This is a genomic window from Bradyrhizobium sp. URHC0002, assembly GCF_054059515.1.
In genome coordinates, this window is sequence record NZ_JBSSCF010000001.1 from 7,960,315 (window position 1) to 7,986,951 (window position 26,637).

Annotated in this window: 27 protein-coding genes and 1 pseudogene; 27 read left to right on the forward strand and 1 reads right to left on the reverse strand. The window is 60.0% G+C overall.

Going from position 1 to position 26,637, the window contains the following annotated elements; genetic code table 11:
• Window positions 1-174, reverse strand: coding sequence for a hypothetical protein (locus ACVWVY_RS38325; RefSeq protein WP_456631255.1), 174 nt, complete (start codon window positions 172-174; stop codon window positions 1-3).
• Between the two features lie 171 nt (window positions 175-345).
• Here ACVWVY_RS38325 and ACVWVY_RS38330 point away from each other — a divergent pair, with 171 nt between their 5' ends.
• The 27 genes and pseudogenes from ACVWVY_RS38330 (at window position 346) to ACVWVY_RS38460 (ending at window position 26,635) form a co-directional block, all read left to right on the forward strand.
• Window positions 346-1,440, forward strand: a complete 1,095-nt coding sequence (locus ACVWVY_RS38330) for an inositol-3-phosphate synthase (protein WP_456631256.1) — start codon at window positions 346-348, stop codon at window positions 1,438-1,440.
• Window positions 1,441-1,447: 7 nt separating this feature from the next.
• Entirely contained in the window at window positions 1,448-2,044 is a 597-nt protein-coding gene (locus tag ACVWVY_RS38335; protein ID WP_456631257.1) for a histidine phosphatase family protein, read from the forward strand.
• Entirely contained in the window at window positions 2,041-3,144 is a 1,104-nt protein-coding gene (locus tag ACVWVY_RS38340; RefSeq protein ID WP_456631258.1) for a CgeB family protein, read from the forward strand. Before ACVWVY_RS38335 ends, ACVWVY_RS38340 begins: the two co-directional genes overlap by 4 nt.
• 2 nt (window positions 3,145-3,146) lie before the next feature.
• Window positions 3,147-3,959, forward strand: a complete 813-nt coding sequence (locus tag ACVWVY_RS38345) for a nucleotidyltransferase family protein (RefSeq protein ID WP_456631259.1) — start codon at window positions 3,147-3,149, stop codon at window positions 3,957-3,959.
• Window positions 3,956-4,720, forward strand: a complete 765-nt coding sequence (locus ACVWVY_RS38350; protein ID WP_456631260.1) for a TIGR04290 family methyltransferase — start codon at window positions 3,956-3,958, stop codon at window positions 4,718-4,720. The genes ACVWVY_RS38345 and ACVWVY_RS38350 overlap by 4 nt, the downstream gene beginning before the upstream one ends.
• Window positions 4,717-5,670 carry a beta-xylosidase gene (locus ACVWVY_RS38355; protein ID WP_456631261.1) on the forward strand — a complete coding sequence of 318 codons (954 nt, stop codon included), beginning with the start codon at window positions 4,717-4,719 and terminating at the stop codon, window positions 5,668-5,670. The genes ACVWVY_RS38350 and ACVWVY_RS38355 overlap by 4 nt, the downstream gene beginning before the upstream one ends.
• Window positions 5,658-6,866: a phosphopentomutase gene (locus ACVWVY_RS38360; protein WP_456631262.1), complete on the forward strand. Its 1,209-nt coding sequence runs from the start codon at window positions 5,658-5,660 to the stop codon at window positions 6,864-6,866. The genes ACVWVY_RS38355 and ACVWVY_RS38360 overlap by 13 nt, the downstream gene beginning before the upstream one ends.
• Before the next feature lie 218 nt (window positions 6,867-7,084).
• Entirely contained in the window at window positions 7,085-8,197 is a 1,113-nt protein-coding gene (locus tag ACVWVY_RS38365; protein ID WP_456631263.1) for an NAD-dependent epimerase/dehydratase family protein, read from the forward strand.
• Entirely contained in the window at window positions 8,197-9,258 is a 1,062-nt protein-coding gene (locus tag ACVWVY_RS38370) for an NAD-dependent epimerase/dehydratase family protein (RefSeq protein WP_456631264.1), read from the forward strand. The genes ACVWVY_RS38365 and ACVWVY_RS38370 overlap by 1 nt, the downstream gene beginning before the upstream one ends.
• Window positions 9,255-10,541 (forward strand): TIGR04295 family B12-binding domain-containing radical SAM protein, encoded by a 1,287-nt coding sequence (locus ACVWVY_RS38375; RefSeq protein WP_456631265.1) that lies wholly within the window; start codon window positions 9,255-9,257, stop codon window positions 10,539-10,541. Before ACVWVY_RS38370 ends, ACVWVY_RS38375 begins: the two co-directional genes overlap by 4 nt.
• On the forward strand, window positions 10,538-11,659 hold the full coding sequence (locus tag ACVWVY_RS38380) for a glycosyltransferase family 4 protein (protein WP_456631266.1): 1,122 nt from the start codon (window positions 10,538-10,540) through the stop codon (window positions 11,657-11,659). Before ACVWVY_RS38375 ends, ACVWVY_RS38380 begins: the two co-directional genes overlap by 4 nt.
• Complete coding sequence (locus tag ACVWVY_RS38385) at window positions 11,656-12,786, forward strand: CgeB family protein (RefSeq protein WP_456631267.1); 1,131 nt, start codon at window positions 11,656-11,658, stop codon at window positions 12,784-12,786. The genes ACVWVY_RS38380 and ACVWVY_RS38385 overlap by 4 nt, the downstream gene beginning before the upstream one ends.
• Entirely contained in the window at window positions 12,783-13,871 is a 1,089-nt protein-coding gene (locus ACVWVY_RS38390; RefSeq protein ID WP_456631268.1) for a CgeB family protein, read from the forward strand. The genes ACVWVY_RS38385 and ACVWVY_RS38390 overlap by 4 nt, the downstream gene beginning before the upstream one ends.
• Window positions 13,868-14,992 carry a CgeB family protein gene (locus ACVWVY_RS38395; protein WP_456631269.1) on the forward strand — a complete coding sequence of 375 codons (1,125 nt, stop codon included), beginning with the start codon at window positions 13,868-13,870 and terminating at the stop codon, window positions 14,990-14,992. Before ACVWVY_RS38390 ends, ACVWVY_RS38395 begins: the two co-directional genes overlap by 4 nt.
• A gap of 11 nt (window positions 14,993-15,003) precedes the next feature.
• Window positions 15,004-16,074, forward strand: a complete 1,071-nt coding sequence (locus ACVWVY_RS38400; protein WP_456631270.1) for a UDP-glucuronic acid decarboxylase family protein — start codon at window positions 15,004-15,006, stop codon at window positions 16,072-16,074.
• 12 nt (window positions 16,075-16,086) lie between these two features.
• Window positions 16,087-17,384, forward strand: a pseudogene (locus ACVWVY_RS38405) (UDP-glucose dehydrogenase family protein); the annotation flags it as partial.
• A gap of 360 nt (window positions 17,385-17,744) precedes the next feature.
• Entirely contained in the window at window positions 17,745-17,948 is a 204-nt protein-coding gene (locus ACVWVY_RS38410; protein ID WP_456631271.1) for a hypothetical protein, read from the forward strand.
• A 147-nt stretch (window positions 17,949-18,095) separates the two neighbouring features.
• Window positions 18,096-18,548: a Crp/Fnr family transcriptional regulator gene (locus ACVWVY_RS38415; RefSeq protein WP_456631272.1), complete on the forward strand. Its 453-nt coding sequence runs from the start codon at window positions 18,096-18,098 to the stop codon at window positions 18,546-18,548.
• A 9-nt stretch (window positions 18,549-18,557) separates the two neighbouring features.
• Complete coding sequence (locus ACVWVY_RS38420; protein ID WP_456631273.1) at window positions 18,558-18,818, forward strand: helix-turn-helix domain-containing protein; 261 nt, start codon at window positions 18,558-18,560, stop codon at window positions 18,816-18,818.
• Window positions 18,819-19,232: 414 nt separating this feature from the next.
• Window positions 19,233-20,510 (forward strand): SDR family oxidoreductase, encoded by a 1,278-nt coding sequence (locus ACVWVY_RS38425; RefSeq protein ID WP_456631274.1) that lies wholly within the window; start codon window positions 19,233-19,235, stop codon window positions 20,508-20,510.
• Window positions 20,510-20,983 carry a DUF2269 family protein gene (locus ACVWVY_RS38430; protein ID WP_456631275.1) on the forward strand — a complete coding sequence of 158 codons (474 nt, stop codon included), beginning with the start codon at window positions 20,510-20,512 and terminating at the stop codon, window positions 20,981-20,983. Before ACVWVY_RS38425 ends, ACVWVY_RS38430 begins: the two co-directional genes overlap by 1 nt.
• 177 nt (window positions 20,984-21,160) lie before the next feature.
• Window positions 21,161-21,340: a hypothetical protein gene (locus ACVWVY_RS38435; protein ID WP_456631276.1), complete on the forward strand. Its 180-nt coding sequence runs from the start codon at window positions 21,161-21,163 to the stop codon at window positions 21,338-21,340.
• A 451-nt stretch (window positions 21,341-21,791) separates the two neighbouring features.
• Window positions 21,792-22,802 carry a cytochrome c oxidase subunit II gene (gene coxB, locus ACVWVY_RS38440; protein ID WP_456631277.1) on the forward strand — a complete coding sequence of 337 codons (1,011 nt, stop codon included), beginning with the start codon at window positions 21,792-21,794 and terminating at the stop codon, window positions 22,800-22,802.
• Entirely contained in the window at window positions 22,799-24,718 is a 1,920-nt protein-coding gene (gene ctaD, locus ACVWVY_RS38445) for a cytochrome c oxidase subunit I (protein WP_456631278.1), read from the forward strand. The genes coxB and ctaD overlap by 4 nt, the downstream gene beginning before the upstream one ends.
• Window positions 24,715-25,314 carry a cytochrome c oxidase subunit 3 gene (locus ACVWVY_RS38450; protein ID WP_456631279.1) on the forward strand — a complete coding sequence of 200 codons (600 nt, stop codon included), beginning with the start codon at window positions 24,715-24,717 and terminating at the stop codon, window positions 25,312-25,314. Before ctaD ends, ACVWVY_RS38450 begins: the two co-directional genes overlap by 4 nt.
• Window positions 25,311-25,664 carry a hypothetical protein gene (locus tag ACVWVY_RS38455; RefSeq protein WP_456631280.1) on the forward strand — a complete coding sequence of 118 codons (354 nt, stop codon included), beginning with the start codon at window positions 25,311-25,313 and terminating at the stop codon, window positions 25,662-25,664. The genes ACVWVY_RS38450 and ACVWVY_RS38455 overlap by 4 nt, the downstream gene beginning before the upstream one ends.
• Window positions 25,661-26,635, forward strand: a complete 975-nt coding sequence (locus tag ACVWVY_RS38460; protein ID WP_456631281.1) for a cytochrome c oxidase assembly protein — start codon at window positions 25,661-25,663, stop codon at window positions 26,633-26,635. Before ACVWVY_RS38455 ends, ACVWVY_RS38460 begins: the two co-directional genes overlap by 4 nt.
• The last annotated feature ends 2 nt before the right edge of the window (window positions 26,636-26,637 follow it).

Here is a 26,637-nt window from a genome sequence, read left to right on the forward strand (position 1 = left end):
TCACTTCCTTACTCTGGAGCTGATCCCCAAGATCAGCTGCCGGTCATGAAACGCGGCAAGCAGCCATTCGTTCTTTGCGAGCTGTGCGATCTGCGGATACGCGATGTCGGTGCTTGAGCTTCTGCCCGGCTCACCTGTTTCAGCTTCTTCTTCATCTTCTTCTACTTCCGTCATCGTTCCCATCGAGAGAGTCGCAAAGTTAAACCAGGTTAAGATTTTTGATCTTTTCTCCCTGAAATCGACGGTCTCTTCGCGAGCCGGTCAGCAGCGCAGGAACGAACATTTTGAAAGCACGTTCCGGCAACGTACTTACGTTCGCGCTCGCACCCCGGGAGGCACAATCAAATGCATTCACGTCTTCAAGAAAGACGGCGCGTCCGCGTCGGGGTTGTCGGCGTCGGCAACTGCGCGAGTTCGTTTGTTCAGGGTCTTACCTATTACCGCGACGCCAACGCCAATGAACCGGTCCCCGGGCTGATGAACGCGGACGTCGGCGGCTACCACATCAGCGATGTGGAGATTTCGTCCGCGTTCGACGTTAATGCCAACAAGGTTGGACGCGACGTTGCGGACGCCATCTTTGCCGGACCCAACAATACGCATCGTTTTACAGCCGTTGCTGAAACTGGCATTACCGTCAATCGCGGTCCGGTGCTCGATGGAATTGGACACTATCTCGAAGATGACGTGCCGATCTCCAGCGAGCCCGAGGTCAACGTGGCGGAGGTGCTAAGGAAATCGCGCACCGATGTCGTGGTTTCGTACCTTCCCGTCGGATCCCAAAGAGCTAGCGAATGGTATGCGCGGTGCGCGATCGACGCCGGCTGCGGTTTCATCAATTGTATTCCCGTGTTCATCGCTTCAGATCCTGCCTGGCGGCGGCGGTTCGAAGAAGCCGGTCTTCCCGTCATCGGCGACGATATCAAGAGCCAGGTCGGCGCCACGATCCTGCATCGCGTGCTCGCCAATCTGTTCCGCGAGCGCGGTGTGCGGCTCGATAGAACCTACCAGCTCAATGTCGGCGGCAACACTGACTTCAAGAATATGCTGGAACGGGAGCGGCTGACTTCAAAAAAGATATCCAAGACGCAGGCCGTTACCAGCCAGTTCGACATTCCCCTGGAAGCGGATAATGTTCACGTAGGCCCCAGTGACCATGTTCCGTGGCTTACGGATCGCAAACTGGCCTACATTCGTCTCGAGGGCACCACGTTCGGCGGCGTACCATTGAGCGCCGAGGTGCGGCTGGAGGTCTGGGATTCGCCGAATTCCGCCGGCGTGGTCATCGACGCCGTCCGCTGCGCAAAGCTGGCGATGGATCGCGGCCTTGGGGGCGCCCTGACGGGCCCTTCGAGCTATTTCATGAAATCTCCGCCGAAACAATTTACCGACGAGGAAGCGCGTCGCAGGACGCGGGCCTTCATCAAGGACGAAGCGTGAGGCGGTCATGGTAGAGACGATTCACCTCGTCCGCCACGGTCATCATGCCATGCTCGGCCATTGGCTTTGCGGCAGGATGCCCGGCGTGCAGCTCGACGATCTCGGCTGCCGGCAGATGTCGCGGTGCGCCGAGATAATACCTGAACGACCAGCTGCAATTCAGTCGAGCCCGCAACGGCGGGCTCAGCAATCCGCTTCCATTCTCGCCTGGCACTTTGGTCTGCCGGTAGAAATCGTGCCTGGAGTCGATGAGATCGACTACGGAGCGTGGACATCGCGGACCTTTGCAGAGCTCGAAGGGGATACGAGATGGAACAGGTGGAATACGCGACGCGGTTCCGGTCGCCCTCCCGGGGGCGAAAGCATGCGGGCCCTTCAGCAACGAATAGTCCGGCATCTCGAGCAATTCCGGCGCGCTCAGACAGATGGGGCAATTGTCATCGTCAGCCATGCGGAGCCGATCAGGGCGGCCCTGCTGCATTATTCCCGCACACCGCTGGATAATTTCCTTTCGATCGAAGTCGACCCGGCGAGCGTTAGCACGCTGGCCGTCGACAGAGCGGGTATTCGCATCTCGCGGATCAACCAACAGGTGTCGGCGTGAACATTGTCATCTTCGGTTTGACCATCTCTTCCTCCTGGGGAAACGGTCACGCGACGCTATGGCGCGGGCTTTGCAAATATCTCGTTCAGGCGGGCCATTCGGTCGTGTTCTTCGAGCGCGATGTGCCCTACTACGCGGGCGCCAGAGACCTGTTCGAAATTCCAGGCGGACGCCTCGTGCTCTATTCGTCATGGGAAGACGTCCGGTCGATCGCAAAGTCGAGCGTGATGGAGGCCGATGCAGCAATCGTAACCTCCTATTGTCCTGACGCCCTCGCCGCCACCGATCTGATCCTTTCCCAGGATCGCGCCACTCCCGTTTTTTACGATCTCGATACGCCGATTACCCTTTCGAAGCTGCAGGCCGGCGAGCAGGTGCCCTACATCGGTCCCACGGGCCTTGACGGGTTCGCACTCGTCCTGAGCTTCACGGGCGGACAACAACTATTTGATGAGTTTCGACGAAGGCTCAGGGCGCACGATATCAGGCCTCTCTATGGCCACGTTGACGCCGATTTGCATCGTCCTGTTCCCGCCGAAGCACATTACCGCGCAGATCTCTCCTATCTCGGGACCTATTCGGAGGACCGGCAGTCCGGTCTGGAAGCCCTGTTCGTGGCACCGGCGCGCTTGCGGCAAGATCTTCGCTTCCTGATCGGCGGCGCGCAGTATCCGCCCGATTTCCCCTGGTCGTCAAACATCTATTTTGTGCGGCACCTGCCGCCATCCGAACACGCGCCATTTTTCGCTTCCTCTCGCTTGACCCTCAACGTCACCCGGCGTGCGATGGCGCGAATGGGTTGGTGCCCTTCCGGGCGATTGTTCGAAGCGGCCGCGTGCGGCACGCCGCTGCTCAGTGATCGCTGGACCGGTCTTGAGACATTCTTTCAGCCCGGCGAAGAGATCCTGTTGGCAGACGACCCAAACGATACGCTTGCAGCGTTTCAGATGGACGACAGCCAGTTGTCAGGCATAGCCATGCGCGCTCGCGAGCGGACCCTGGATCAGCATAGCTCAAGGCAGCGGGCGACCGATCTTATCGAGCTGCTGGAGCAGGCGGCGAGCCGCAGCGCTTGTCAAGCAGAGGCGCAGGGAGTCTAGAGATGTGGGGTATCGTTCCAGCCGCCGGGCGCGGCAGCCGCATTCAGCCATTGGCGTTTTCCAAGGAGTTGCTCCCGGTCGGTAGCCGCAGCGACAAAGGGTTCGATCGCCCATGCGCCGTCTCGGAATACCTGATCGAGCGGCTGATCCTGGGAGGTGCCGACAAGATCTGCTTTGTCATCTCGCCCGGCAAATCCGACATCCTCGAATATTATGGTGACCGCTATGGAAGCGCCGAGCTCGCCTATGTCGTGCAACCGCAGGCCAGCGGCTTGTGCGACGCAGTGTTCCGGGCCAGCACGGTCGTGGGCAATCACGAAGACGTCCTCGTGGGATTGCCCGATACGGTGTGGTTTCCAAAGGCCGCGCTGAGCTCGTTGCCCGATGCCGATCTTTCGTTCCTTCTTTTCCCGGTGGACCATCCGGAATTCTTTGACGCAGTCGTGCTCGATGGCGAGCGTATCCGCGAAATCCAGGTCAAGCAGGCGGACGCGGAATCGAACTGGATCTGGGGCGCATTCAGGATGTCCGCGGCCGGCTTCCGCGACTTGCATCTGCTCTGGAAGCAACGCGCCTGCCGCGACGAATATTTCGGAACGCTGGTCAATGGATATATCAAGGCCGGCGGGTGTGGCATCGGGGTCAAGGCTGGCGAATCCTATGTCGACGTCGGCACGCTCAATGGCTATCGAACCGCCATGGCATTGCTTTCAGATGCGCAAATTGGCCGCGCAGAGGACCGCCCTGCAGCCACTCGGTTCGTCCGCGTCAACATCGACAAGTCCTCGCCAGCGACGACAGGAGGAACCTCATGACCGATGTTCTCTCCAGGGAAGAAATCCGTCGCCGCGTCGATGCGCTCGGCCCCTGGTTTCACAATCTCGATCTGAGGGGCGTCAGTACCGCGCCTTCGCACTTTTTGGGGGACTATCCGCAGGTCAAGTGGCGCCGTTTCGCTGGCGTCATCCCGGATAATCTGCAGGGCAAAACCGTTCTCGACATCGGCTGCAATGCCGGCTTCTACGCCATGGAAATGAAACGCCGGGGTGCGGAGCGCGTGCTCGGCCTCGATACAGACGACGAATACCTGGCGCAGGCCAGATTCGCAGCCGAGGTCACCGGTCTCAAAATCGAATTCCGCAAGATGTCGGCTTACGACGTCGGGCAGCTCGGCGAGCGATTCGATCTCGTGATCTTCATGGGCGTGCTTTACCATCTGCGACACCCCCTGCTGGCGCTCGACCTTATCCACGAACATGTCGCGCGCGACCTGTTGCTATTCCAGTCCATGCTCCGCGGATCCAATCAGGTGGATGCGGTCGAACGCGACTATGACTTCTGGACAACGTCGCACTTCGACAACGCGGGCTACCCAAAGATGCATTTCATCGAGCACAAATACGCCGATGATCCCACTAACTGGTGGGCGCCGAACCGGGCCTGCGTGGAGGCCATGCTTCGAAGCGCCGGATTTGCGATCGCAGCCCACCCCGAGGAGGAAGTCTATCTCTGCAGAAGGGTCGACAGATCCGGGGCGGCCGCGATCCCGGCAGTACCGCGAGGTGCCGCCAAATGATCGAGGCAGCGAAGATCTGGAACGAGCCCAATAACAAGTCGCACTGGGACCTTCAGCTGGATCCCGGATGGGACAAGTTCGCCGAAACCGCGGTCGCGGCGGGGCGGGCTATTCGCGCGGTTCATCCCACCCTGCCCCGAGTGCTTGGCGGCATCTCGCCGATCGACCCCTCCTTTATCGAGAACATGAAGGCAAAGGGCGTCCTGGACCATGTCGACGTCGTGGCCGTCCACGGCTTCCCGCTCGACTGGAATCTGTGGCAGATCGACGAGTGGCCGGATAAGCTGGCCGAAATTCAATCAATCGTTTCCTTGCCGGTCTGGGTAACGGAGGTCGGCGTATCGTCTTTTGGCGCGGAAGAAGTTCAGGACTGGGGGGTGCGCCGCACGGCAGAACTGCTTTCGGGGCGGGCCCCGAGGATCCATTGGTACAGCCTGTATGATCTTCCTTCGACTTGGGAGGCGACGACGCGGCATCGTGAAGCCGAGGGGTCGTCCTATTACCGGCACTTCCACATGGGGCTGTTGCGCGAGGACGGCACGCCGAAAATGTCGTGCAAAACCTTCGAAAAATATTCGGACGTGATGGGACTATGCCAATGGTTTCATTTCGAGGATCATCGGCTCGATGAGGCGGTGCGCTGGATGCGTCGCCTTGGCGTGACGCATCTCAGAACCGGTCTGTCGTGGGCTGACAGCTTTCGTCCCAATGCCATGGACTGGTTCGACCGCCAGATGGAGGCGCTGGCGGAGTTCAAGGTAACGTTGACGTTCTGCTTTACGCCCGAACATCGTGGGCTCGCTTCACATCATACCAGTCCGCCACTTGATCCCCGAGAGTTTGCTGATTTCTGCGCACGCATGATCGAACGCTATTCCGACCTTCCAGCGGCGATCGGCTCCGCATCTCCGCAGTTCGAACCCGCAAAGGATGGGATATGCGCGCCCTGATCCTCGTCATGGACTCCGTCGGAATAGGCGCCGCGCCGGATGCCGCGACGTATGGCGATGACGGGGCTGATACGATCGGGCATATTGCGGAAGCCTGCGCTGTCGGTGATGCAGACAGTGAGACACGCCAGGGACCGCTGCACCTGCCTCATCTCGTTGAACTCGGACTGGGCGAGGCTCATCGCCTCGCCACGGGCCGGCAATCACCGGGACTGGCGTATCGCGGCGAGGTGAGCCCGCAATGTGGCTGCGCCAGTGAACAGTCCAGGGGAAAGGACACACCCTCCGGTCATTGGGAAATCGCCGGCGTGCCAGCTCGCTTCGATTGGGGCTACTTCCCGAAGACCGAACCGTGCTTTCCGGAAGAACTCATTGACGCATTTGTGGAACAAGCCGCCCTGCCGGGCATCTTCGGTAATCGTCACGCCTCCGGCACCGACATTATCGCGGAGTTCGGCGAACAGCATCTCCAGTCCGGCAAGCCGATCTGTTATACGTCTGCCGATAGCGTGTTCCAGATCGCCGCCCATGAGCAAAACTTCGGGCTCGAGAGACTATATGAGATCTGTACCGTGGCGCGGCGGCTGGTTGATCCCTTCAACATCGGTCGGGTGATCGCACGTCCCTTTACAGGAACATGCAGTCGCGACTTCAAAAGAACCTCGCACCGGCGCGATTTCGCGGTACCTCCGCCAGAGCCAACCATTCTCGATATTGCCGATGCGGAGCACCGCGAAGTAGTGACGATCGGCAAGATCGATGACATTTTCGCCCATCGTGGAACCGGGCTTAACAAGCGTGGCGACGGCAACGACGCGCTGTTCGACTGCATGCTGGATGGATGGGATCACTTGGCCGACGGCGGACTGCTGTTCGCGAACTTCGTTGACTTCGACACGATCTACGGCCACCGGCGCGACGTAGCTGGTTACGCAGCCGCGCTCGAAGCGTTCGATCTGAGGCTGCCAGAGCTGGTGGAGCGGCTGAAGACCGGGGACCTCCTGGTCATCACCGCAGACCACGGCTGCGATCCGACGTGGCCCGGCAGCGATCACACGCGCGAACAGGTTCCGATCCTGGTTGCGGGTCGGCAGCGCTCCTCGCCCATCGGCAAACGCAGTGGCTTCGCCGATATCGGCGCGACGGTTGCGCGCCATCTCCAGCTCCCTCCGCTCGCACACGGCCTGCCATTTTAATTCGCCTCGATCACTCGCGATTCACTCATGTTATTGATCTAGGTTAGCGGAATTTTTGTTTGTACATTTTGCAGGAACCAACATTCGTTGCACCGCTTCTAGCTCATAGTTGTGAACAGCGCGCGGTCAAGCGACCTCCAAACTCTCAGTGCGTGCTTTCCACTCTCACCGTTGAAGGGTCGCAAGGCCGTTCTGATGCCGAGCAAGGAGAGCCACCGATGGCAAGGGTCTTGATTACGGGAGGCGCCGGTTTCATCGGTTCCCACGCAGCGAATGCCTTGTTGGCGGCAGGCTACGACGTCAGGGTGCTCGACAACCTCTCCCCTCAGGTTCACGGCGCGCAACGTCACCGCCCAACCTATCTCAACAAGGAAGCGGAGCTCATCGTCGGAGATGTCACCGATCCCCTATCAGTCGAGCGCGCATTGCGCGGCGCCGACATGGTGCTGCACCTGGCTTCCAGCGTTGGCGTCGGCCAGAGCATGTACGACATCGCCTCCTACGTCAGGACCAACGAACTAGGCACGGCGATCTTGCTGGAAGCACTTTCCAAGCGCCCCGTCGAACGCCTTGTGGTCGCTTCCTCGATGAGCATCTACGGAGAAGGACTTTGCCGTTCAATCGAAGGAGACCCGGTTGCGCCAGCCGAGCGTCCGGTCGTTCAACTGAGGAAGGCCGAATGGGAGCTGAAGGACAACGATGGAGCCATCCTCGAGCCTCTGCCCACGCCCGAGACCAAACAGCCATCGCTGAGCTCCATCTACGCACTAAACAAGTACGCGCAGGAGCGGATGTGCCTGATCATCGGCAATGCCTACGGCATTCCGACCCTTGCTTTGCGCTTTTTCAACGTGTTCGGGCCCCATCAGGCACTGTCCAATCCGTACACCGGCGTGCTGGCGATCTTTGCCGCGCGGTTGCTGAATGATCGGCCTCCCCTGGTGTTCGAGGACGGTCTGCAACGGCGCGATTTCGTTCATGTGCACGACGTCGCACGTGCCTGCCTGCTCGCGCTGGAGAGCGGTCACAGCAACGATGTGTTCAACGTCGGTTCAGGACAGAGCCGAACGATCCAGTCTGTGGCTCTCGATCTGGCCCGGGTCATGGGTCGCCCGACAATCTCGCCCGAAATTACCGGGAGGTACCGCGCCGGCGACATTCGTCACTGCTTTGCTGATATCGACAAGAGCCGCGCGTTGCTCGGCTTCGAACCGTCGGTCGCCTTTGAACACGGTCTTGATGAACTGGCTCGATATCTCGCCGATCAAATCGCCGAAGACCGGGCAGAGAATGCAACCCAGGAGTTGTTGCAACGAGGGCTGGTGGCATGATGAACACGCGTCACACAGGGCCCGTTCTTGTCACAGGCGGCTGCGGCTTCATAGGTTGTAACCTGGCCGATCGCCTTGCTGGCCGCGGCAACGAAGTTATCGTGCTGGACAATGTGGCCCGCGCCGGGGTTCGTGAAAATGCCCAATGGCTGAAGACACGATACGGCGAACGCGTCGATATCATCGTTGCGGATATCCGAGAGCCGATACCGGTGATCGACGCGGTACGCGAGGCGAGCGCCGTGATTCACCTGGCGGCGCAGGTGGCCGTCACAGACAGCGTCGCCGACCCCATCACGGATTTTGAAATCAACGCACGCGGCACCATCAACGTGCTCGAGGCTGTGCGGCTTCATAATCCGTCAGCGCCGGTGCTGTTTGCATCCACCAACAAGGTCTATGGGCGGCTGATCGACGACACGCAGATCGTGCGTACGGGACTGCGTTATCAACCAGCCAGCCCGGCACTGACCGACGGCATATCAGAAAACGCTCCGCTGGACTTCTATAGCCCCTACGGATGTTCAAAGGGAACGGCCGATCAATACGTCCGCGATTACGCCCGGGTATTCGGTCTGCAAACGGTTGTGATGCGCATGAGCTGCATCTACGGCCCCCGGCAGTTCGGCACCGAGGACCAGGGCTGGATCGCCCATTTTCTGCTCAGCGCGCTGCGTGGCGATCGCCTGACGATCTACGGCGACGGCTATCAAGTCCGCGATGCGCTTCATGTCTCGGATGCAGCGGACGCCTGGCTCGCGGCACTGGACCACATCGCGCTAGTCCGCGGGCGGACGTTCAACCTGGGCGGCGGTCCATCGAATTCGGTGAGCCTGCGCGAACTGATTGGTCTTCTGAAGGAATTGACCGGCAACGACATCGCCTGCTCCTTTGCCGATTGGCGGCCAGGTGACCAGCCCTGGTACGTAACCGACACGCGAGCGCTCTCCACGGCGCTGCGCTGGGAGCCAAAAACTTCGTTGCGCGACGGCCTGATTTCGCTTCACGAATGGCTCGCCGGCCGCTTTGGCGACGCATCAAAGCGCGAGGCCTCTGCATGACGCGCATTGCCCTGGTCAATCCGAACTGGAACTTTGATGGCAGCATTTATTTCGGGTGCCGGTCCCCTCACCTGCCGCTCGAACTCGGCATTTCGCAGCATTACCTCAGGAAAGCCGGGCATTCGACGCTGCTGCTTGACGCGCATATGTTCGACCTGTCGCTGGCAGACATCCGATCGGAGCTGCGCGCATTCCAGCCGGACATCATCGTTATCACGACGGCGCCGACATACCTGTTCTGGCGCTGTGCGCCACCTGAACTCCGTGTACCGCAGGAACTCGCACTGGCCGCGCGCGATCTCGGGCCGACGCTTGTTGCCGTCGGACCGCATGGCTCGACGACTCCGACCGCTGCGTTAAAGAAACTGGCGGTCGATATCGTAGTCATGGGCGAATGCGAGCAGTCGCTGCTACGCTTGGCGAACGGGGACCGCGACTTTGCCGGGCTCTGCTTTTCAGAAGGCGGCGCCGTTCATGTCAATGGCGGCCCTCAGGCTGTGAGCTTCAACGACCTGCCCGCGCTCGCCTGGCCAGACGAAATGGTTCGACGGCATCATCACCATCATCATCGTTTCGAGGCTGAGCCTTCGGGGCCGGGCGCCGAAGTCGAGGCGTCGCGCGGCTGTCCTTATCACTGCACCTTCTGCGCAAAGGAGAATTTCCGCAATCTGTATCGAAAGCGGCCTCCCTCCGTTCTTCTCGACGAGATCAATCGGTTGCATGGGCAAGGAGTCGAATACATTTACTTCATCGACGAAATCTTCCTGCCCAATGCCGAACTGCTCGAAGGAATGGTTTCTTGTGGCTTGAAGTTCGGAGTGCAGACCCGCATCGATCTCTGGAAGCCCGAGATGCTGGAATTGCTCGGCCGGGCCGGCTGCGTGTCCATCGAGGCCGGCATCGAGAGCCTGACGCCCGAGGGCCGTGCGGCGCTGGCGAAGAATTGCCGGATGACGACTGAGCAGCTTGCAGACCGGCTCGTCGAAGCGCGCCGGCATGTGCCGTTCGTGCAGGCGAACCTGATCGAAATGCCTCAGGACGATGACCCGGTGGTGCAGCGCTGGCGCCGCCGTATGCAGGACGCAGGCGTCTGGGCCAACGATCCTGTTCCGCTCTATCCTTACCCCGGGTCGCCGGACTATCGAAAGCTTTGGGGCGAACCTGACGAATTCGCCTGGGAGAGGGCACACACGCACTATCTCGCGATGTTCGATCAATTCAGTGACGTCCAGGAGCAGCGTCCTGCCCCTCTGACCGCACTCGAGATTCAGGTGGCGCCATGAGCCCGTCCGCGCCCATCAAGGTTCTGATGACCACGGACGCAGTCGGCGGCGTGTGGACTTATTCAACGGGGCTCGCATCCGCGCTGGCCGCCGCGGGAATGGAGGTCCATCTCGTAACCCTCGGACCGCCGCCGCGCGGCGAAAAGCGGGCGATGCTGCGCGATAGCCGCGTTCGCCTGATTGAAACCAACCTCGCCCTCGAGTGGCAGGACCCCGGCGGGGAAGACCTGCCCACTGCGCAGCGCCTTCTCGAAGATCTCGAAGATGCGATCCAGCCGGACATTATCCATCTCAACAGCTTTCGCGAAGCGAATTTCGACTGGCTGGCACCGGTGGTCGTCGTCGCGCATTCCTGCGTGAACTCCTGGAGTGTCGCCTGCGGCAGTACAGGATGGTTGGCGGAGCCGAAATGGCGGCACTACACACGCGCCGTTGCCGCAGGCCTTGACCGCGCGCAGGCGTGGGTAGCTCCAAGCCGGGCTTTTCAAGATGTCATTTGCAACCTGTACCGGCCACGCTCATCAGGTACCGTGATCTGGAACGGCATACCGCCTGCCCGCCCGTCTCCGAATTCGAAGCGGCGCTTTATCCTGGCAGCCGGTCGTTTATGGGATACCGCCAAGAACGTTTCGGCGCTTGCCGCTTCGCGAGGGCTGGATTGGCCGGTGTTCGTCGCCGGACCGCAATCTGATATGCCAGGCAACGATACTGGCGAGCTCATGTTGATCGGTGATCTTTCGCACGGCGCTCTGCGCTCACGCATGCAACGGGCAGCGATCTTCGTGAGCCCGGCCCGGTACGAACCATTCGGCCTTGCCGTGCTGGAAGCCGCTTCTGCGGGATGTGCCCTGGTCCTTTCCGACATACCGACATTCCGGGAGCTTTGGAGCGGAGCTGCCCTGTTCGTCGATCCTGCCGATGATCGCGCGCTGCATCGGGCTCTTGCCAGCCTTTGCTCCGACGATCGGGAACGCGCACGACTCCAGATCGCCGCAAGGGAGCGATCGAAGACCTATTCACTGTCACAGGCGGCAGATGACTACGGATCGTTGTACCGATGCCTGCTTGCTCAGCGTTCACGTTCCACCTGCCCTCACACAATCGAGGTGCATGCATGAAATGCGTCTTGTTTTATCATGCACTCACCTCCTGCTGGAACAATGGCAACGCGCATTTTCTCCGTGGCGTTGCACGCGAGCTGCGTGAGTTCGGTCACCACGTCGTCGTCTATGAGCCTGCCGAGGGCTGGAGCCGCCTCAATGCCATCCGCGATGGCGGCGTTCATCCGCTACAGGACGCGCTGACGGTCCTGCCTGGCATCGATGTCAGGCAATACGGAGCATCTCCGGATCTCGATCGGGCGCTGGACGGCGCCGACCTGGTGATCGTGCATGAATGGAATTCGCGGGACCTGATCGGAGACATCGGCCTTCGCCGCATTGAAGGCGCGCCATTCACCCTGTTATTCCATGACACGCATCATCGGGCGGTGACGGCGCCGGACGAGCTCGCACGTTTCGATCTCAGTGGCTTTGATGGCGTGCTCGTCTTTGGAGAGGTGCTTCGGCAGATTTATCTGAAGCTGGGTTGGGCCAACCGGGCTTTCACGTGGCACGAAGGGGCCGATGTGGCTTTATATCGGCCGATGCCGGAGATCGAGCCCACCCATGATCTGATCTGGATCGGCAACTGGGGCGACGGCGAGCGCAGTGCTGAACTCGCAGAATTTCTCCTTCGTCCTGTCGCCGAACTCAGTCTCCGAGCCCGGATCCACGGCGTAAGGTATCCGCTGGACGCGCTGCGTGCCATCGACGCGGCCGGCATCGAATATTGCGGTTGGCTGCCCGCGCATCGGGCGCCTGCGGCATTCGCCAGCGCCCGCGCTACCGTGCACGTTCCGCGTGGACCTTACGCACGATCTCTGCCCGGTATTCCGACCATCCGGATGTTCGAAGCGCTCGCGTGCGGCATCCCGATCGTATCCGCGCCGTGGGACGACGTCGAAAACCTGTTTCCTTCCGGATCATATCTGCGTGCTGCCAACGGCACAGAGATGAAGAAAGCGCTGTGGGTGCTGCTTCATGACCGCGAACTTGCGGCAACGATGACTGCAGCTGGCCTCCAAACGATCGCCGAACGTCATACCTGCCGCCACCGGGTGCTTGAGCTCTTAAGCATTGTGGACTCCATTCGCGGTCCCCGACGCTCCGACACTGCTTCTCATCTGCAGGAGGCACTGTCATGAAGATCTGCTTCTTCGGTTCGAGCCTTGTATCCTCCTACTGGAACGGCGCTGCGACGTACTATCGCGGCATGCTGAAGGAAATCGCAGCCCTTGGACATGACGTTACCTTCTACGAACCGGACGCCTTCGAGCGGCAAGCGCACCGCGATATCGCGGATCCACCATGGGCGCGCGTATCGGTCTATCCAGCCACGGCCGAGGGGTGGCAGCACGCGCTGTCACAGGCTGCAAGATCAGCAGATCTGCTGATCAAGGCGAGCGGCGTCGGCGTGTTTGACCGCGAGCTCGAATGTGCCATCGCACAGGGACCGGAAAAAGCTATTCGCATCTATTGGGACGTGGACGCGCCGGCAACCCTCGATGCAATCGCAAGCGATCCAGATCATCATCTGCGGGATGCCATCCCCCGCTACGACATGGTGCTGACGTATGGTGGCGGTGATCCCGTAATCGATGCCTATCGCGCGATTGGAGCGCGCGATTGCGTGCCGCTCTACAATGCGCTCGATCCCAGCACGCACTTTCCGGCGCCGCCAAACTCCGCATTCTCAAGCGATCTGGGTCTGCTTGCTAACCGCCTGCCCGATCGGGAGGCGCGCGTCGACAGCTTCTTCCTGGACGTCGCCAGACGCCTGCCGGCCAGGAGCTTTGTACTCGGCGGGTCCGGCTGGGACACGAAGCCAACGCCGGCAAATGTTCGCAAGCTGGGTCACGTCGGCACCAACGATCATAACGCTTTTTTTAGCTCCAGCCTGGCGACGCTCAACGTCAACCGCGACAGCATGGCCAAGTATGGCTTTTCGCCGCCCACCCGCGTCTTCGAGGCCATCGGCGCGGGCGCCTGCCTGATCACCGACGATTGGAAAGGTATCGATCTCTTTCTTGAGCCTGACCGTGAGGTTCTGATCGCTTCAAGCGGGGCAGCAGTCGCCGAGCATCTGCAAGCCCTCGACCCCCCGCGTGCCCATGCCATCGCGCAGCGCGCCCGGGTCCGCATTCTGGCGCATCACACTTACGCGCAACGCGCACGACAATTCAACCAACTGCTCGAAGGAATGAGCGCAAAGATCGAGGCGGCAGAATGAACCTCAATATTGTCATCATCGGGCTTTCGGTCACGTCTTCATGGGGCAACGGCCATGCCACCACCTATCGCGCGTTGATCGAGGCATTGGTAAAGCGCGGTCACCATGTCACCTTCCTCGAACGCGACGTTCCTTGGTACCGCGGCCATCGCGACCTGATCAAGCCTTCAGGCTGGACCGTCAAACTATATCAATCGCTGCAGGACATTCCGAGGCGCCACAGTTCGCTCATTCGCGACGCAAACCTTGTCATTCTCGGATCTTACGTTCCGGATGGCATCGCCATCGCCGAGTGGGTGACGGCGCATGCGCAGGGTATCACTGCTTTTTACGACATCGATACGCCGGTCACCCTGGCTGGTCTCGATAAAGGCCTGGAATATCTGTCCGCAGCCATGATCCCGAGATTCGACGTGTACCTGTCCTTTTCAGGCGGGCCGGTGCCGGGCATGATCGAGGACGGCTACGGAAGTCCGATGGCGCGGGTGCTGTATTGCAGCGCAGACCCTGGTCTTTACCGGCCTCATAAGACGGACAAGCACTGGGCGCTTGGATACCTCGGCACGTTCAGCGAGGATCGGCAGCCATCGCTTGAGCAGCTGCTGCTGGCCTCTGCGAAGATGCTGGCCGATCATCAATTCGTTGTAGCCGGATCGAGATATCCCAAGCAGCTCGTTTGGCCGGACAACGTCGCTCGGATCGAGCATTTGTCTCAACCAGAGCATCCGCCATTCTATTCGCAGCAGCGCTTTACGCTCAATCTCACGCGCGCAGATATGCGGGACCTCGGATTCTCACCGAGCGTCCGGTTGTTCGAAGCTGCGGCATGCGGCACTCCCGTGATCTCGGACCGCTGGCCTGGAATTGAGACAATCCTGGAGCCCGGGACCGAGATTTTGCTGGTCTCCGATGCCCGCGAAGTCAGCCAGATACTCCGGGACATTCCGGAAGATCGTCGGCTCACCATCGCTAATAACGCGCGCCGACGAATCCTGGCGGAACACACACCCGATCATCGTGCCCGGCAACTCGAAGCCTATTATCTGGAGGCGGCAGGCAGGCGACGGTGGAAATTGCCCCAGCCTGTCGCGGCCCGAGCGATGCAGGTCGCCGAACTGTAAGCGGAGACAGTATGACGCCTCAATCACCCATCAAAGCCTTGGCACGCGCGCGCACCGCCCATCGAACTCTGGTGACTGGAGGAGCAGGTTTTATCGGCTCACACCTGTGCGATGCACTCCTGCAACGCGGAGACCAGGTCATCTGCCTCGATAATCTATTTTCCGGATCGATGCGTAACGTCCGGCCATTGATGAATCATCCGAACTTCACATTCGTCGAAGGCGATGTGCGCGATCCGCTCGAGATAGATGTGGAAATCGACCGGATATACAATCTGGCATGTCCCGCTTCGCCGCGGCACTACCAGCGTGACCCCGTAGGAACAATGAGAACCTGTGTTGTCGGCACGATAAATGTGCTCGAACTCGCTCGTCAGAAATCTTCTCGGGTTCTGCAGGCGTCCACCAGCGAAATATACGGCGACCCGGAAGTACATCCGCAACCGGAATCCTATGTCGGCCACGTCAATCCCATCGGTCCACGGGCTTGTTACGACGAAGGCAAACGGGCCGCCGAGACGCTGATGTTCGATTATCACCGCCTTCATGGACTGCAGGTCAAAGTCGCTCGCATTTTCAATACTTATGGACCGCGAATGCTGGAAAATGATGGACGCGTCGTTTCGAATTTCATTGTCCAGGCATTGCGCGGCGAACCAGTTACTGTTTACGGCAACGGCACGCAGACCCGAAGTTTTTGCTTTGTGGACGACCTGGTGCGCGGCCTGGAACTGCTGATGGAGAGCCCGACTTCCGTCACCGGCCCTTGCAATCTGGGCAATCCGCACGAAGTCACCATCGCGGAGATCGCACAGGCAGTCCTGGCCCATACCAATTCCACGTCTCCACTGTGCTTCGAGCCTCTGCCCAAGGACGATCCCAAGCGGCGCAAACCAGTGATCGAAACGGCGCTGCGAACGCTTGGCTGGCGGCCTCGCGTGAATCTCAAGGACGGACTGCAAGCCACGATCGCCTATTTCGCACTTCGCGCTGCGACGCCTGAGTTCGTCACGGCGCCCATCCGAGGTCAGGCGCCACGTCCGCAAGGGCGTGGGCGGCTGACCCTTGCTAGTCAACAGTAAAAGGATTTCGAAATGCGGATTGCGGTACTCGGCACAGGTTATGTTGGATTGGTTTCAGCGGCGTGCTTCGCCCAGGGCGGGCACCGCGTCACCTGCGTCGACATCGATCAAGCCAAGATAGCAATGCTGTGCCGCGGCCAGGTACCGATTTACGAGCCGCAACTCGACGACCTCATTGCGGACGGCCGCCGCCGAAAGCGATTATACTTCGTCTCCGACTACGCCGCAGCGGTGACTGGCGCCGACATTGTTTTTATTGCCGTCGGGACCCCTACGCGCCCGAGCGACGGCCGTGCCGATCTCTCCCAGGTCCACACCGCAGTTGAAGGCCTCGCGCCGTTCTTGAAAGCCGATGCGATCGTCGTGACGAAATCAACCGTTCCGGTCGGCACCGGAGACACCATCGAGTACCTGATCGGGAACATTCGTCCTGAGCTGGATTTTGGAGTCGCGTCAAATCCTGAGTTCCTGCGGGCCGGTCGAGCCGTGCACGATTTTCTCCAACCCGACCGCGTCGTTATCGGTGCGGAGAGCGATCTCGCTGCCGCGCGCCTGACGAAACTCTATCGCAGCATCGGCATCGAGCAGGAACGCATTCTGCTGACCGATCGAAGGTCTTCCGAACTGATCAAGTATGCCGCGAACGGATTTCTCGCCACCAAGATCGCCTATATCAACGAGGTGGCTGAACTCTGCGAGAAGGTCGATGCCCGCATCGGTGACGTGACCAGGGGAATTGGCCTCGATGAACGCATCGGCACCCGCTATCTGCAGCCGGGTCCCGGCTTCGGTGGATCCTGTTTCCCAAAGGATGCCCGCGCGCTCGCCAAGATGGGGGAGGATCATGAAGCGCCGATGCGGATCATCGAAACGTCCTGGCCTCCAATGAGGCACGCAAGCGCTCCATGGCTCGCAAGGTAGCATCCTCCTGCAACGGCGTCCTGCGCGGCAAGACTATCGCGATACTTGGCCTCACCTTTAAAGCCGATACCGACGACATGCGCGACGCGGTGTCAATTCCCCTCGCGCAGGCACTGACCGATGCCGGCAGTATTCTGAAAGCCTACGATCCGGTCGCAAATGGGTGAGCAGGAGACTTGCTGCCGCCGGGGGTTCAATACTGCAGTTCGGCCCATGAGGCGGCGGAAGGAGCCGATGCAATCGTGATTGCCACGGAATGGCAAGAGTTCGCCGAAATGGATTTTAAGAAGCTGAGGGCCGTCGTACGAGCTCCCATTGTTATTGACCTGCGAAACTTCTTGAGCGAGGAAACGATCAAACAGAGCGATTTCATTTATTGCGGCATCGGCGGCTCAAGGCGGCACGCATTCAAAACCGCTTCGCGGCAACCGGATTCCACGCGACCATTGCTGGAGACGGCGCGCAAAGCAACAGATAGCGATGATTTGCTACTGCGAAGGCTCGCAGCGGCCGAGTAGCACGCAGTTTCCTGAAGGAGCGGCAATCGAGAAGCCAATCGGCGCAGATTCTTTCAGTGCTCGCCGGTCGAACTAGCTAATTCGGAAAAATGCGCTTTTCCGTTGCCGAATGTCGGCCGCCGAACAGACGCGTCCGGCTAACTATTACAATCTTGGGCCTCGAGTTTTATCGCTTACCCTTGTCTCACGCGCGGTGGCCGAGACGGCTGCCGCTAACGCGTTGGAGCGGCCATGATTGACATCAGCCAGGAAATTGAGCTGCTGGAGCGTTGCGCGTCCGAATGCGAGCTGATCGCAGGCTTGGCTACCGATCAGCAGGCCCGCTACGAGAATGAAAAACTCGGATCCGAATACAGGGAGATAGTGGAAGAGCTGAAATCTATACCGGGATGGCAACAGCATAAGCCTCAGAAACAGCTGACGGAACGGCTCTAGGTTGTTCTCCGGAGCGGCCCGAATTAACTCGCTATTCCCGGGAGGCGCGCGCATATTGGAATGCATCACCGGCCTAAGGTTTTACGGTAGGTGTCGGTGCCTGAGAGACCGGTTGCGCTCCCGCCTCCACGGCATGGGAGACCTCCGATGGTCCACCGCAATAACCTTCTTCTCAGCAGATTAGATCCGCCTTCGTTGGCGTGTATGATCCCGCACATCAACGTGCTGCAGCTTGAGCAAGGCAAAATTCTCGCTGAGACGCATCAGCCGGTACTGAAGGTCTATTTTCCTCATGGCGGCATCATTTCGAGCGTGGTGGAACTGACCGGCGGCGAGGCGATCGAAACCGCGATGACCGGCCGCGATGGCGTGTTTGGAGCAAGCCAGGCTTTAGACGGCAAGCTGTCCCTCAACCATGTCGTGATCCAGGTGCCTGGCACCGCCTCGGTCGTTGAGTCGGCCCGCCTATGCGAATTGGCCCTGCAAATCACGCCTTTGCGAAAGCTTCTTGTTGAGTACGAGCAATTTTTCGTGGCGCAGGTGCAACAGGCGGTTGCCTGTAACGCGGTTCATGACATTCACAAGCGAATGTGCAAGTGACTGCTTCGCATGCAGCGCCTCGCTGGCAATGATCTGCCGCTCACGCAGGAGTTTTTGGCACAGATGATGGGCGTGCAGCGGACCAGCGTGACTACGATCGCCGGCTCTCTCCAAAAGCTCGGGATGATCACCTACAGTCGTGGCCATATTCATATCAACGACATTGAAATGGTGCGGCAACACGCCTGCGAATGCGACGACACGATCCAATCGCATTATCTCAGGCTATTTCCGGAAGAGACAAATATTCGTCGTCGAGAACTGACCTGATCGGGCAACTGCCGCGCCAGGAACCTTCGCACGCTGCCGAGATTGGTTATTTTTACAACGAGGACGGCTATGCGACTAATTGCAATAATGCTGAGCCTGTTGCTCAGCGGTCTGACATTCGCAATGGCACAGGGCGCTCCAACCGGGCGCGGCTCGACTACCGGCGATCCTGCTGCCAGCTCGGCGAACCCTCGCGCTGAGCCGGGAGGGACCACAGGGATTAACGCCTCCAATCCTAGTGGCAGCGGAACTTCCACTTCAGGCGGCAAGGATGACAATGCCGATCAGGGGCGCGACAGAATACCCGAGAGCAATATGGGTGTTAAGCCGCCCGATCAGCAGCCGCCGCGGCGAAGATAGCGATTTCGCGCCGGCCGCGAAGTGCGCCATGACATCCGCTGGCGGAGTGCTGTCATGAGGGTAGCTGTTATCGGAGCGACCGGGCTGATCGGATCGGCGGTGGCCGCTCACCTGTCTTCGCGAGGTTATTCCGTTGTCTCGATGAGCAGGAGCGTGCCGGGTGGAAGCCTCAACGCTTTCGCTGTCGATATATCCGAGGCAAACTCTTCCTCTTACTGGTTACCTCGTCTTCACGGGGTTGATGCCATCATCAATTGCGCAGGGGTGCTTCAAGACAGCCCGAACGATTCGGCGGCCATGGTTCATCATCTAGGCGTTGCGAGCCTGTTCGCTGCTTGTGAGCAGCTGGGGATCCGCCGGTTCATTCACTTCTCCGCAATCGGCGTGGACCGGGAAACCCCCAGCGCGTTTTCCAGGACAAAGCTTGCCGGCGACAACGCGTTGATGGAGCGCGACCTCGATTGGATCATCCTGCGCCCGTCCGTGGTGATCGGGCGCCCCGCGTTCGGAGCAAGCGCCCTCATGCGCGGTCTGGCCGCCCTCCCTGTCATTCCGATCATGCCGAACACCGGGCAGCTCCAGGTCGTACTTCTCGACGATGTCGTGCGAGCCGTGGAACATTTCCTTCAACCGGGCGCACCCTCCCGCCAAATCGTCGAATTGGTAGGTCCCGAACGCCATTCGTTCGCCGAGGTTGTCTCGATCATCCGTCGCTGGTGCCGTTGGAGACCTGCGCGCGAAGTCCGCTTGCCGCGGTCGCTTATGAACGCTTTCTACAGACTTGGCGATGCGATTTCACTGCTCGGGTGGCGCCCTCCGGTGCGCACCACTGCCCGGCTGGAGATCGCAAGAGGGGCAGTGGGTGACGTCGCCGGTATGGAGCGCCTGCAGATCAGTCCGAAAGGTCTCGGAGAATTCCTGGCCGCAGAGCCGGCTTCCGTACAAGAGCGATGGTTTGCGGCGATGTATCTGCTCAAGCCAGTTACATTTGTTGTGTTGTGTCTGTTTTGGGTTTCCACCGCATGGGTGTCGATGGGTCCTGGTTGGGAATACGGCATCGGCCTCATGCGCGAGGGCGGCGTTGAAGGCAGGATGGCCGCGCTCACGGTAATCGCCGGCGCCTTGTCCGATCTTGCAATCGGCCTTGCGATCGCCTATCGGCCGACCAGCCGTTACGGGCTCTACGCCGCGATCGCCCTTTCGTTAACTTATGCGGTCATAGGCACGATACTTGTGCCGCGCCTTTGGGCCGATCCCCTGGGACCAATGCTTAAAATATGGCCTATCATCGTGTTGCATTTCGTCGCGCTCGCGATCCTGAAAGACCGGTGATGCTGTATCTGGTCCTGAAGTATCTTCATGTTATCGGCGCGGCAGTTTTGCTCGGCACCGGCTCCGGCATCGCCTTCTTCATGCTAGCGGCTCACCTGGAAGGAAAGCCCGTTGTCATAGCCGGCGTGGCGCGGATCGTCGTGATCGCCGACTTCATTTTCACGGCGACCGCGGTTATCGCCCAGCCTATCACCGGATCACTGCTCGCCCTCCAGGCGGGATATTCCCTGTATGAAGGCTGGATTATTTGGTCGATCATACTCTACCTCTTTACCGGCGCGTTCTGGCTGCCCGTTGTCTGGATGCAAATGCGCCTGCGCGACCTGGCTGCGGCGGCGGCTGCATCCGGTACCCCTCTCCCCGCTGAGTATCATCGTATCTTTTGGCGCTGGTGTGCCTTCGGAGTTCCGGCTTTCGCGGCAGTCGCCATCATATTCTGGCTGATGATTGCCCGCCCCCAGATCAGCTTCTAGCCGGCTACCACGCTTCTGCGCCGCAGTTCGGGCGCTGCAAGGCGTCGGTTTCGTCCAGGACCGCCCCAAGGTGATGACATGCCTGCAACGAGAGTGAGTCTCCGGCGTTATACCAGCACTTCTAGGTATTGAGGGTGCGGTAACATGCATAGCAGAGTGACGACGGAGCAATTCCAATTGAACGGCGACAAGCTCACGCACGTTCCGACCGGCGCGACATTCTGGATGGGAGAAAAAGACGTCGTATGTTGCGAACCGGGCCATCTGTCGCTTGAGTCCGGCGACGACTATGAGCTGGACGAAATTAAGAACGAGGCATGGCGCATCATGGCGGTTGAGCGCAAGTCGTGCATCTAGTGCGATAGTCCCACCCATCCTGCCGCCCACGATTTCGCCGCCGACGCTGTCCCGCCTCGGAGCGGATTGATCAGTCCTGATATGCTTCGCCATCACGGGCGGCGAATTCTAGCTCAGATATCCGCGAGGAAGGCCATTAACGCATCGTCTGCGCATGCTCTGGAGGAACAGCTTCGTCCGTTCGATGTTTACGCAAGATGAAGAAGCTGGCTCGTGAACGGCCCGAGGACCGCTGTTCTAGTTTGGCTTCTCCTCGAGAACCAGTTACCCGCCGCGGCGGGGCATCCTGATTGCAGCGCGGCATGTCCCCGGGGATGAGGGCCATTCAGCCCAAAGTGTGCTCAAAGCGATGGACCAACGACGCGGGTCCCGGGATGAACGCCCCCGGTAAATTGGAACCTTTGTACCTCTGCGCGGTTGCGCCGGTTCGATGCACAAAAGCTCGGGACAGATGGTTTTCTGGTTGAGATCGGGTCTCGCGGTTGCCGCGACTTGCGTCCTCACCTCCTGCACAGGATGGCAGTCATCGTTCAATGCGCAGGCAGCCCAGTCGGAAGAGATAAAGCGTATCCTCCTGATCTTCATTGCGGTCTCGACCGTGGTGTGGGTCGCAGTGATGCTCGTCCTGTTATGCGGCCTGATCCGACGACGGGCACGCCGGGAGCAGCCGCTCGATATATCGGAAGCTTTCGAGCACCGCGCTGGAAGCATCATCCTCCTGGCGGGAATTGCCACGACGATTACGGTGCTCGCCCTGTCTGTTGTGAGCTATGGCGCGCAGCGAACTGTGTTCGCCAATGATCCCGGTGCGGTGACGGTGAAGGTCACAGGTCATCAATGGTGGTGGGAAGTCCAATACCAGGGTGATAGCCCGCATCTGAGCTTTACCACGGCCAACGAGCTCAGTGTGCCAGTTGGTCAGCCTGTCACCGTTCAGCTCGAGTCCGCCGACGTCATTCACAGCTTTTGGGTGCCGAGCCTGACCGGAAAGATGGATCTTGTCACCGGACAGCAGAACAGGGTGCAGTTTACTGCGAAAAATCCAGGCGTTTACCGCGGACAATGCGCCGAATTTTGCGGGGTGCAGCACGCCCACATGGCGTTCACCGTCACCGCCCTGCCACCGGACGAATATCGCCGCTGGCGGGACCACCAGAACCAGAGTGCGCCGAGCCCAAGTGATCCGCTCGGCATCCGTGGCGAGCAGCTCTTTCGCGCTCGGGGCTGCGGCCTGTGCCATACCATTCGCGGTACGCTCGCCGGTGGACAGCTCGGTCCGGATCTGACACATATCGGCAGCCGCGAAACGATTGCCGCGGGCACCCTGCCGCGGAACTCCGGCAACCTAGCCGCCTGGATTGCCGACCCGCAGCACATCAAGCCCGGCAACCTCATGCCAAAGATGTCGCTCCGCTCCGACGAACTCATCGCCATCCTGCACTATCTGGAGCAGCTGCAATGAGCGATATCGCCAGAAATCCGGAGCGGGACTTGCGCGATACCGGGCTTGAGCAGGCCCAGCTCACGGCTCTGCTGCTGCGGCTGTGGCGTACGCCTGACGGCTGGCTGGGATCATTGACGTCGGTCGATCACAAAGTGATCGGCAAACGATACATCCTCACGGCCTTCGCTTTTCTGGTTCTTGGAGGCCTGCTCGCCGTGCTGATGCGCCTCCAGCTCGCGGGCGCCGAACGAAAAATGCTGTCGCCGGACCTCTACAATCAGGTCTTCACGATGCACGGGTCGACGATGATGTTTCTGTTCGCTGTCCCGGTGATGGAAGCGTTCGCCGTGTACTTCGTTCCGCTGATGGTCGGAACACGCAACATCGCCTTTCCCCGACTCAACGCGTTCAGCTACTGGATCTTTCTGTTCGGCGGCTGCTTCCTCTGGATCGCGTTCATGTTCAATGTCGGTCCTGACGTCGGCTGGTTCGCCTACGTTCCCCTTTCGAGTCTTCAATACAATCCCAGCAAGCGCGCGGATGTCTGGGCCCAGATGATCACTTTTACCGAGGTCGCCGCACTTGCGGTCGCGGTCGAAATCGTCGTGACCGTGTTCAAGCAGCGCGCCGTCGGCATGACGCTGGATCGCATTCCGATCTTCGTCTGGGCGATGCTGGTGACCTCCTTCCTCGTCCTGTTCGCGATGCCGTCGATCATGGTCGCATCGACCACTTTGATTCTGGACCGCCTCGTAAATACCCATTTTTACGACACCGCTTCCGGAGGCAACGTGTTGCTGTGGCAGCACCTGTTCTGGTTTTTCGGACATCCGGAGGTTTACATCATTTTCATCCCCGGGACCGGCATGGTTTCGATGATCATTGCCACCTTCGCCGGGCGTCCCGTGTTTGGCTACACGATGATTGTGCTCTCGCTGATCGCTACCGGATTCCTGTCATTCGGATTGTGGGTACACCACATGTTCGTGACAGGTCTGCCGCAACTCGGGGCCAGCATGTTTACTGCATCGAGCATGCTAATCGCCGTGCCGAGCGGCCTGCAGATCTTCTGCTGGCTTGCAACGCTTTGGGACGGCCGCCCTGTGTACCGCACGCCTTTATTGTTCGTGCTCGGCTTCTTTGCGATTTTTGTTCTTGGCGGTCTCTCAGGCGTCATGGTGGCGTCGGTGCCGATCGACATGCAGGTGCATGACACGTATTTCGTCGTGGCGCATTTTCACTACGTCCTGATTGGCGGAGCCGTCTTTCCACTCGTCGGCGCAATCTACTACTGGTTTCCCAAGATCACCGGGCGGATGCTGAGCGAAAGGATAGGCCGGTGGAATTTCTGGCTGGCCTTTGTCAGCTTCAATGTTGCATTCTTCCCGATGCATATCCTCGGGCTGATGGGTATGCCCCGGCGCGTTTATACCTACACGCCGGAGATGGGCTGGGATAACCTCAACCTCCTGTCGAGCGCCGGCGCGGTGGTCTTTGCTGCGAGTTTTGCGGTGCTGATCGTCAATGTGATCCTCAGCCTGCGCCGCGGCGAACTCGCCGGTGACAATCCGTGGGGCGCTTCGACGCTCGAATGGGCGACCAGTTCGCCACCGCCGCCCTACAACTTCGCGCGGATCCCGATGGTCACCCATCGCGATCCGCTATGGGTCGATAGCGGCACCCTTCCGGTTGTTGCCGGCCTGAGCGTGGAGCGGCGCGAGGTGCTGCTCAGTTCGATCGCCGATGCCGAGCCCCATACGCGCGAGGCGTCGCCGGAACCGAGCATCTGGCCCCTACTCACTGCGATTGCGACGACGGTATTCTTTGTCGGCTCGATCTTCACGCCCTGGGCAGTGGTTTGGGGCACGCCGCCAATCGCCATCGCATTGATCGGCTGGTTTTGGCCGACCGGCAGCAAGGAGGACGAAGGGTGAAGCAGACCGTCGTTCGCAATGTCAGTAAATTGCCGACCTACGGCTTCGGCTCGCAGAGCGGGCCGTGGTGGGGTGCGATGGCCTTTATCGCGTTGGAAGGAATGGGATTTGCCGTTGCGATAGCGGCCTATCTCTATCTCTACGCGGTGAATGCAACGTGGCCGATCAATTCCCCGCCTCCTGATTTATGGCCCGGGTCGGTCGCGACCGCCATATATATCTTGAGCACTATCCCAAACCAGTTCACAAGCCGCTGGGCCCGTCATACCGATCTGCGGGGGGTGCGCATCGGTCTCGTCATCATGTCGTTGATCGGCCTCGCTTTGCTTGTGATCCGCGGGTTCGAATTCGCGCATCTCAACACACGATGGGATTTGGACGCCTATGGCTCCATCGTGTGGTTCGTGCTTGCGCTTCACACCACGCATCTGGCGACGGATGTCGGCGACACGCTTGTGCTGACGGTCCTGATGTTTACGCGTCATGCCACCCCGCGGCGATTTAGCGACGTCACTGACAATGTGTTCTATTGGAACTTTGTCGTCATCGCGTGGCTGCCGATCTATGTGCTCCTGGACTGGACACCACGGCTATGAACCCGATCAGCGCATCTAAAATTCCGCTCTATTGGATCGGCGTCGCATTGGGGCCGGCCGCGTGGGCGATCAACCTGCAAACCATTTACGCGATTGCGCCCCATGCCTGCGCCAGGCCGACCTCTGCGATGATCGTCCTCTCCATTGTGATGACGCTCGTCGCAACGTCGGGAACGCTGATATCATTGCGCGGCATTCGCCACCACAGGCCAGCGGAGCGGACCGAGGCGCAAGGAGGCCATGCAAGACACTTCATGGCCTGGCTCGGCGTCGGAAGCGGCGCGATCTTCGCGCTTGTGATTTTGAATCAGCTGACGGCGGCCATGATGATCAGTCCGTGTCTGCGATGAGGTGGCTCTTTGCACTTCTGCTCGCGTTGACGATTACGCCGGCAGCGGGCCATGACGTGTCGGGCGCGCTTAATTCCTGGTCCGCCTGGAGCTACGATCCATGGCTGCTGACGCCGCTCTATCTCATTGGCATCTGCTTCTATGTGGGAACACAGCGTGTTTGGCACGCGGCCGGGTTCGGTCACGGCGTACAGCTCGCGCAGGTCGCCGCATTCTGGACCGGCTGGCTCGTGCTTGCGCTTGCCATCACTTCCCCTCTGCATTGGCTCGGGGAGCGATTGTTCAGCGCGCACATGATCGAGCACGAGTTGATGATGGTCGTTGCCGCGCCGTTGATGGCATACGCGCGGATCAACGGCGCGCTGCTATGGAGCCTTCCTCGCAGTTGGCGACCTCTTACAGGCCGTCTTATTACCACCGGAATGATCGCCGCCTGCTGGCGGGCAATCAGCCATCCCGTTACCGCGACGGCGCTGCATGGTGCCGCGCTCTGGCTGTGGCACGCCCCGCCACTCTACCGGCTCGTGCTCGAGAATGGCTTTGTGCATCGGCTGCAACACATCAGCTTCTTCCTCACAGCCCTGCTGTTTTGGTGGGTGCTGTTTTATGGAAGAGCTCTCGGTCGCAGCGCCCAGATTCGCGACGGAATCGGTGTCGCCTGCCTGTTCATCACCGTTCTCCATTCCGGTCTGCTGGGTGCCTTGCTCACACTGTCCCCCCGCCTCTGGTTCCCGCAACAGGGGCTCCTCGCCGCTGAGTTCGGCTTGACGCCCCTGGAGGATCAGCAACTCGCCGGCCTCTTGATGTGGATTCCGATGGGTACGCTTTACACCTGCGCCGGCCTGTTCTTCGCGTACCGCTGGCTGTCGCTATCCGGCTCGGCGGCGCGCGCGCCATCGCTTCCAGAACAGGAACCTTGCACCGCTGACTTTGTTCAAACGACGTCCGTGCGAAGCCTCACTGGAGCTTGAAC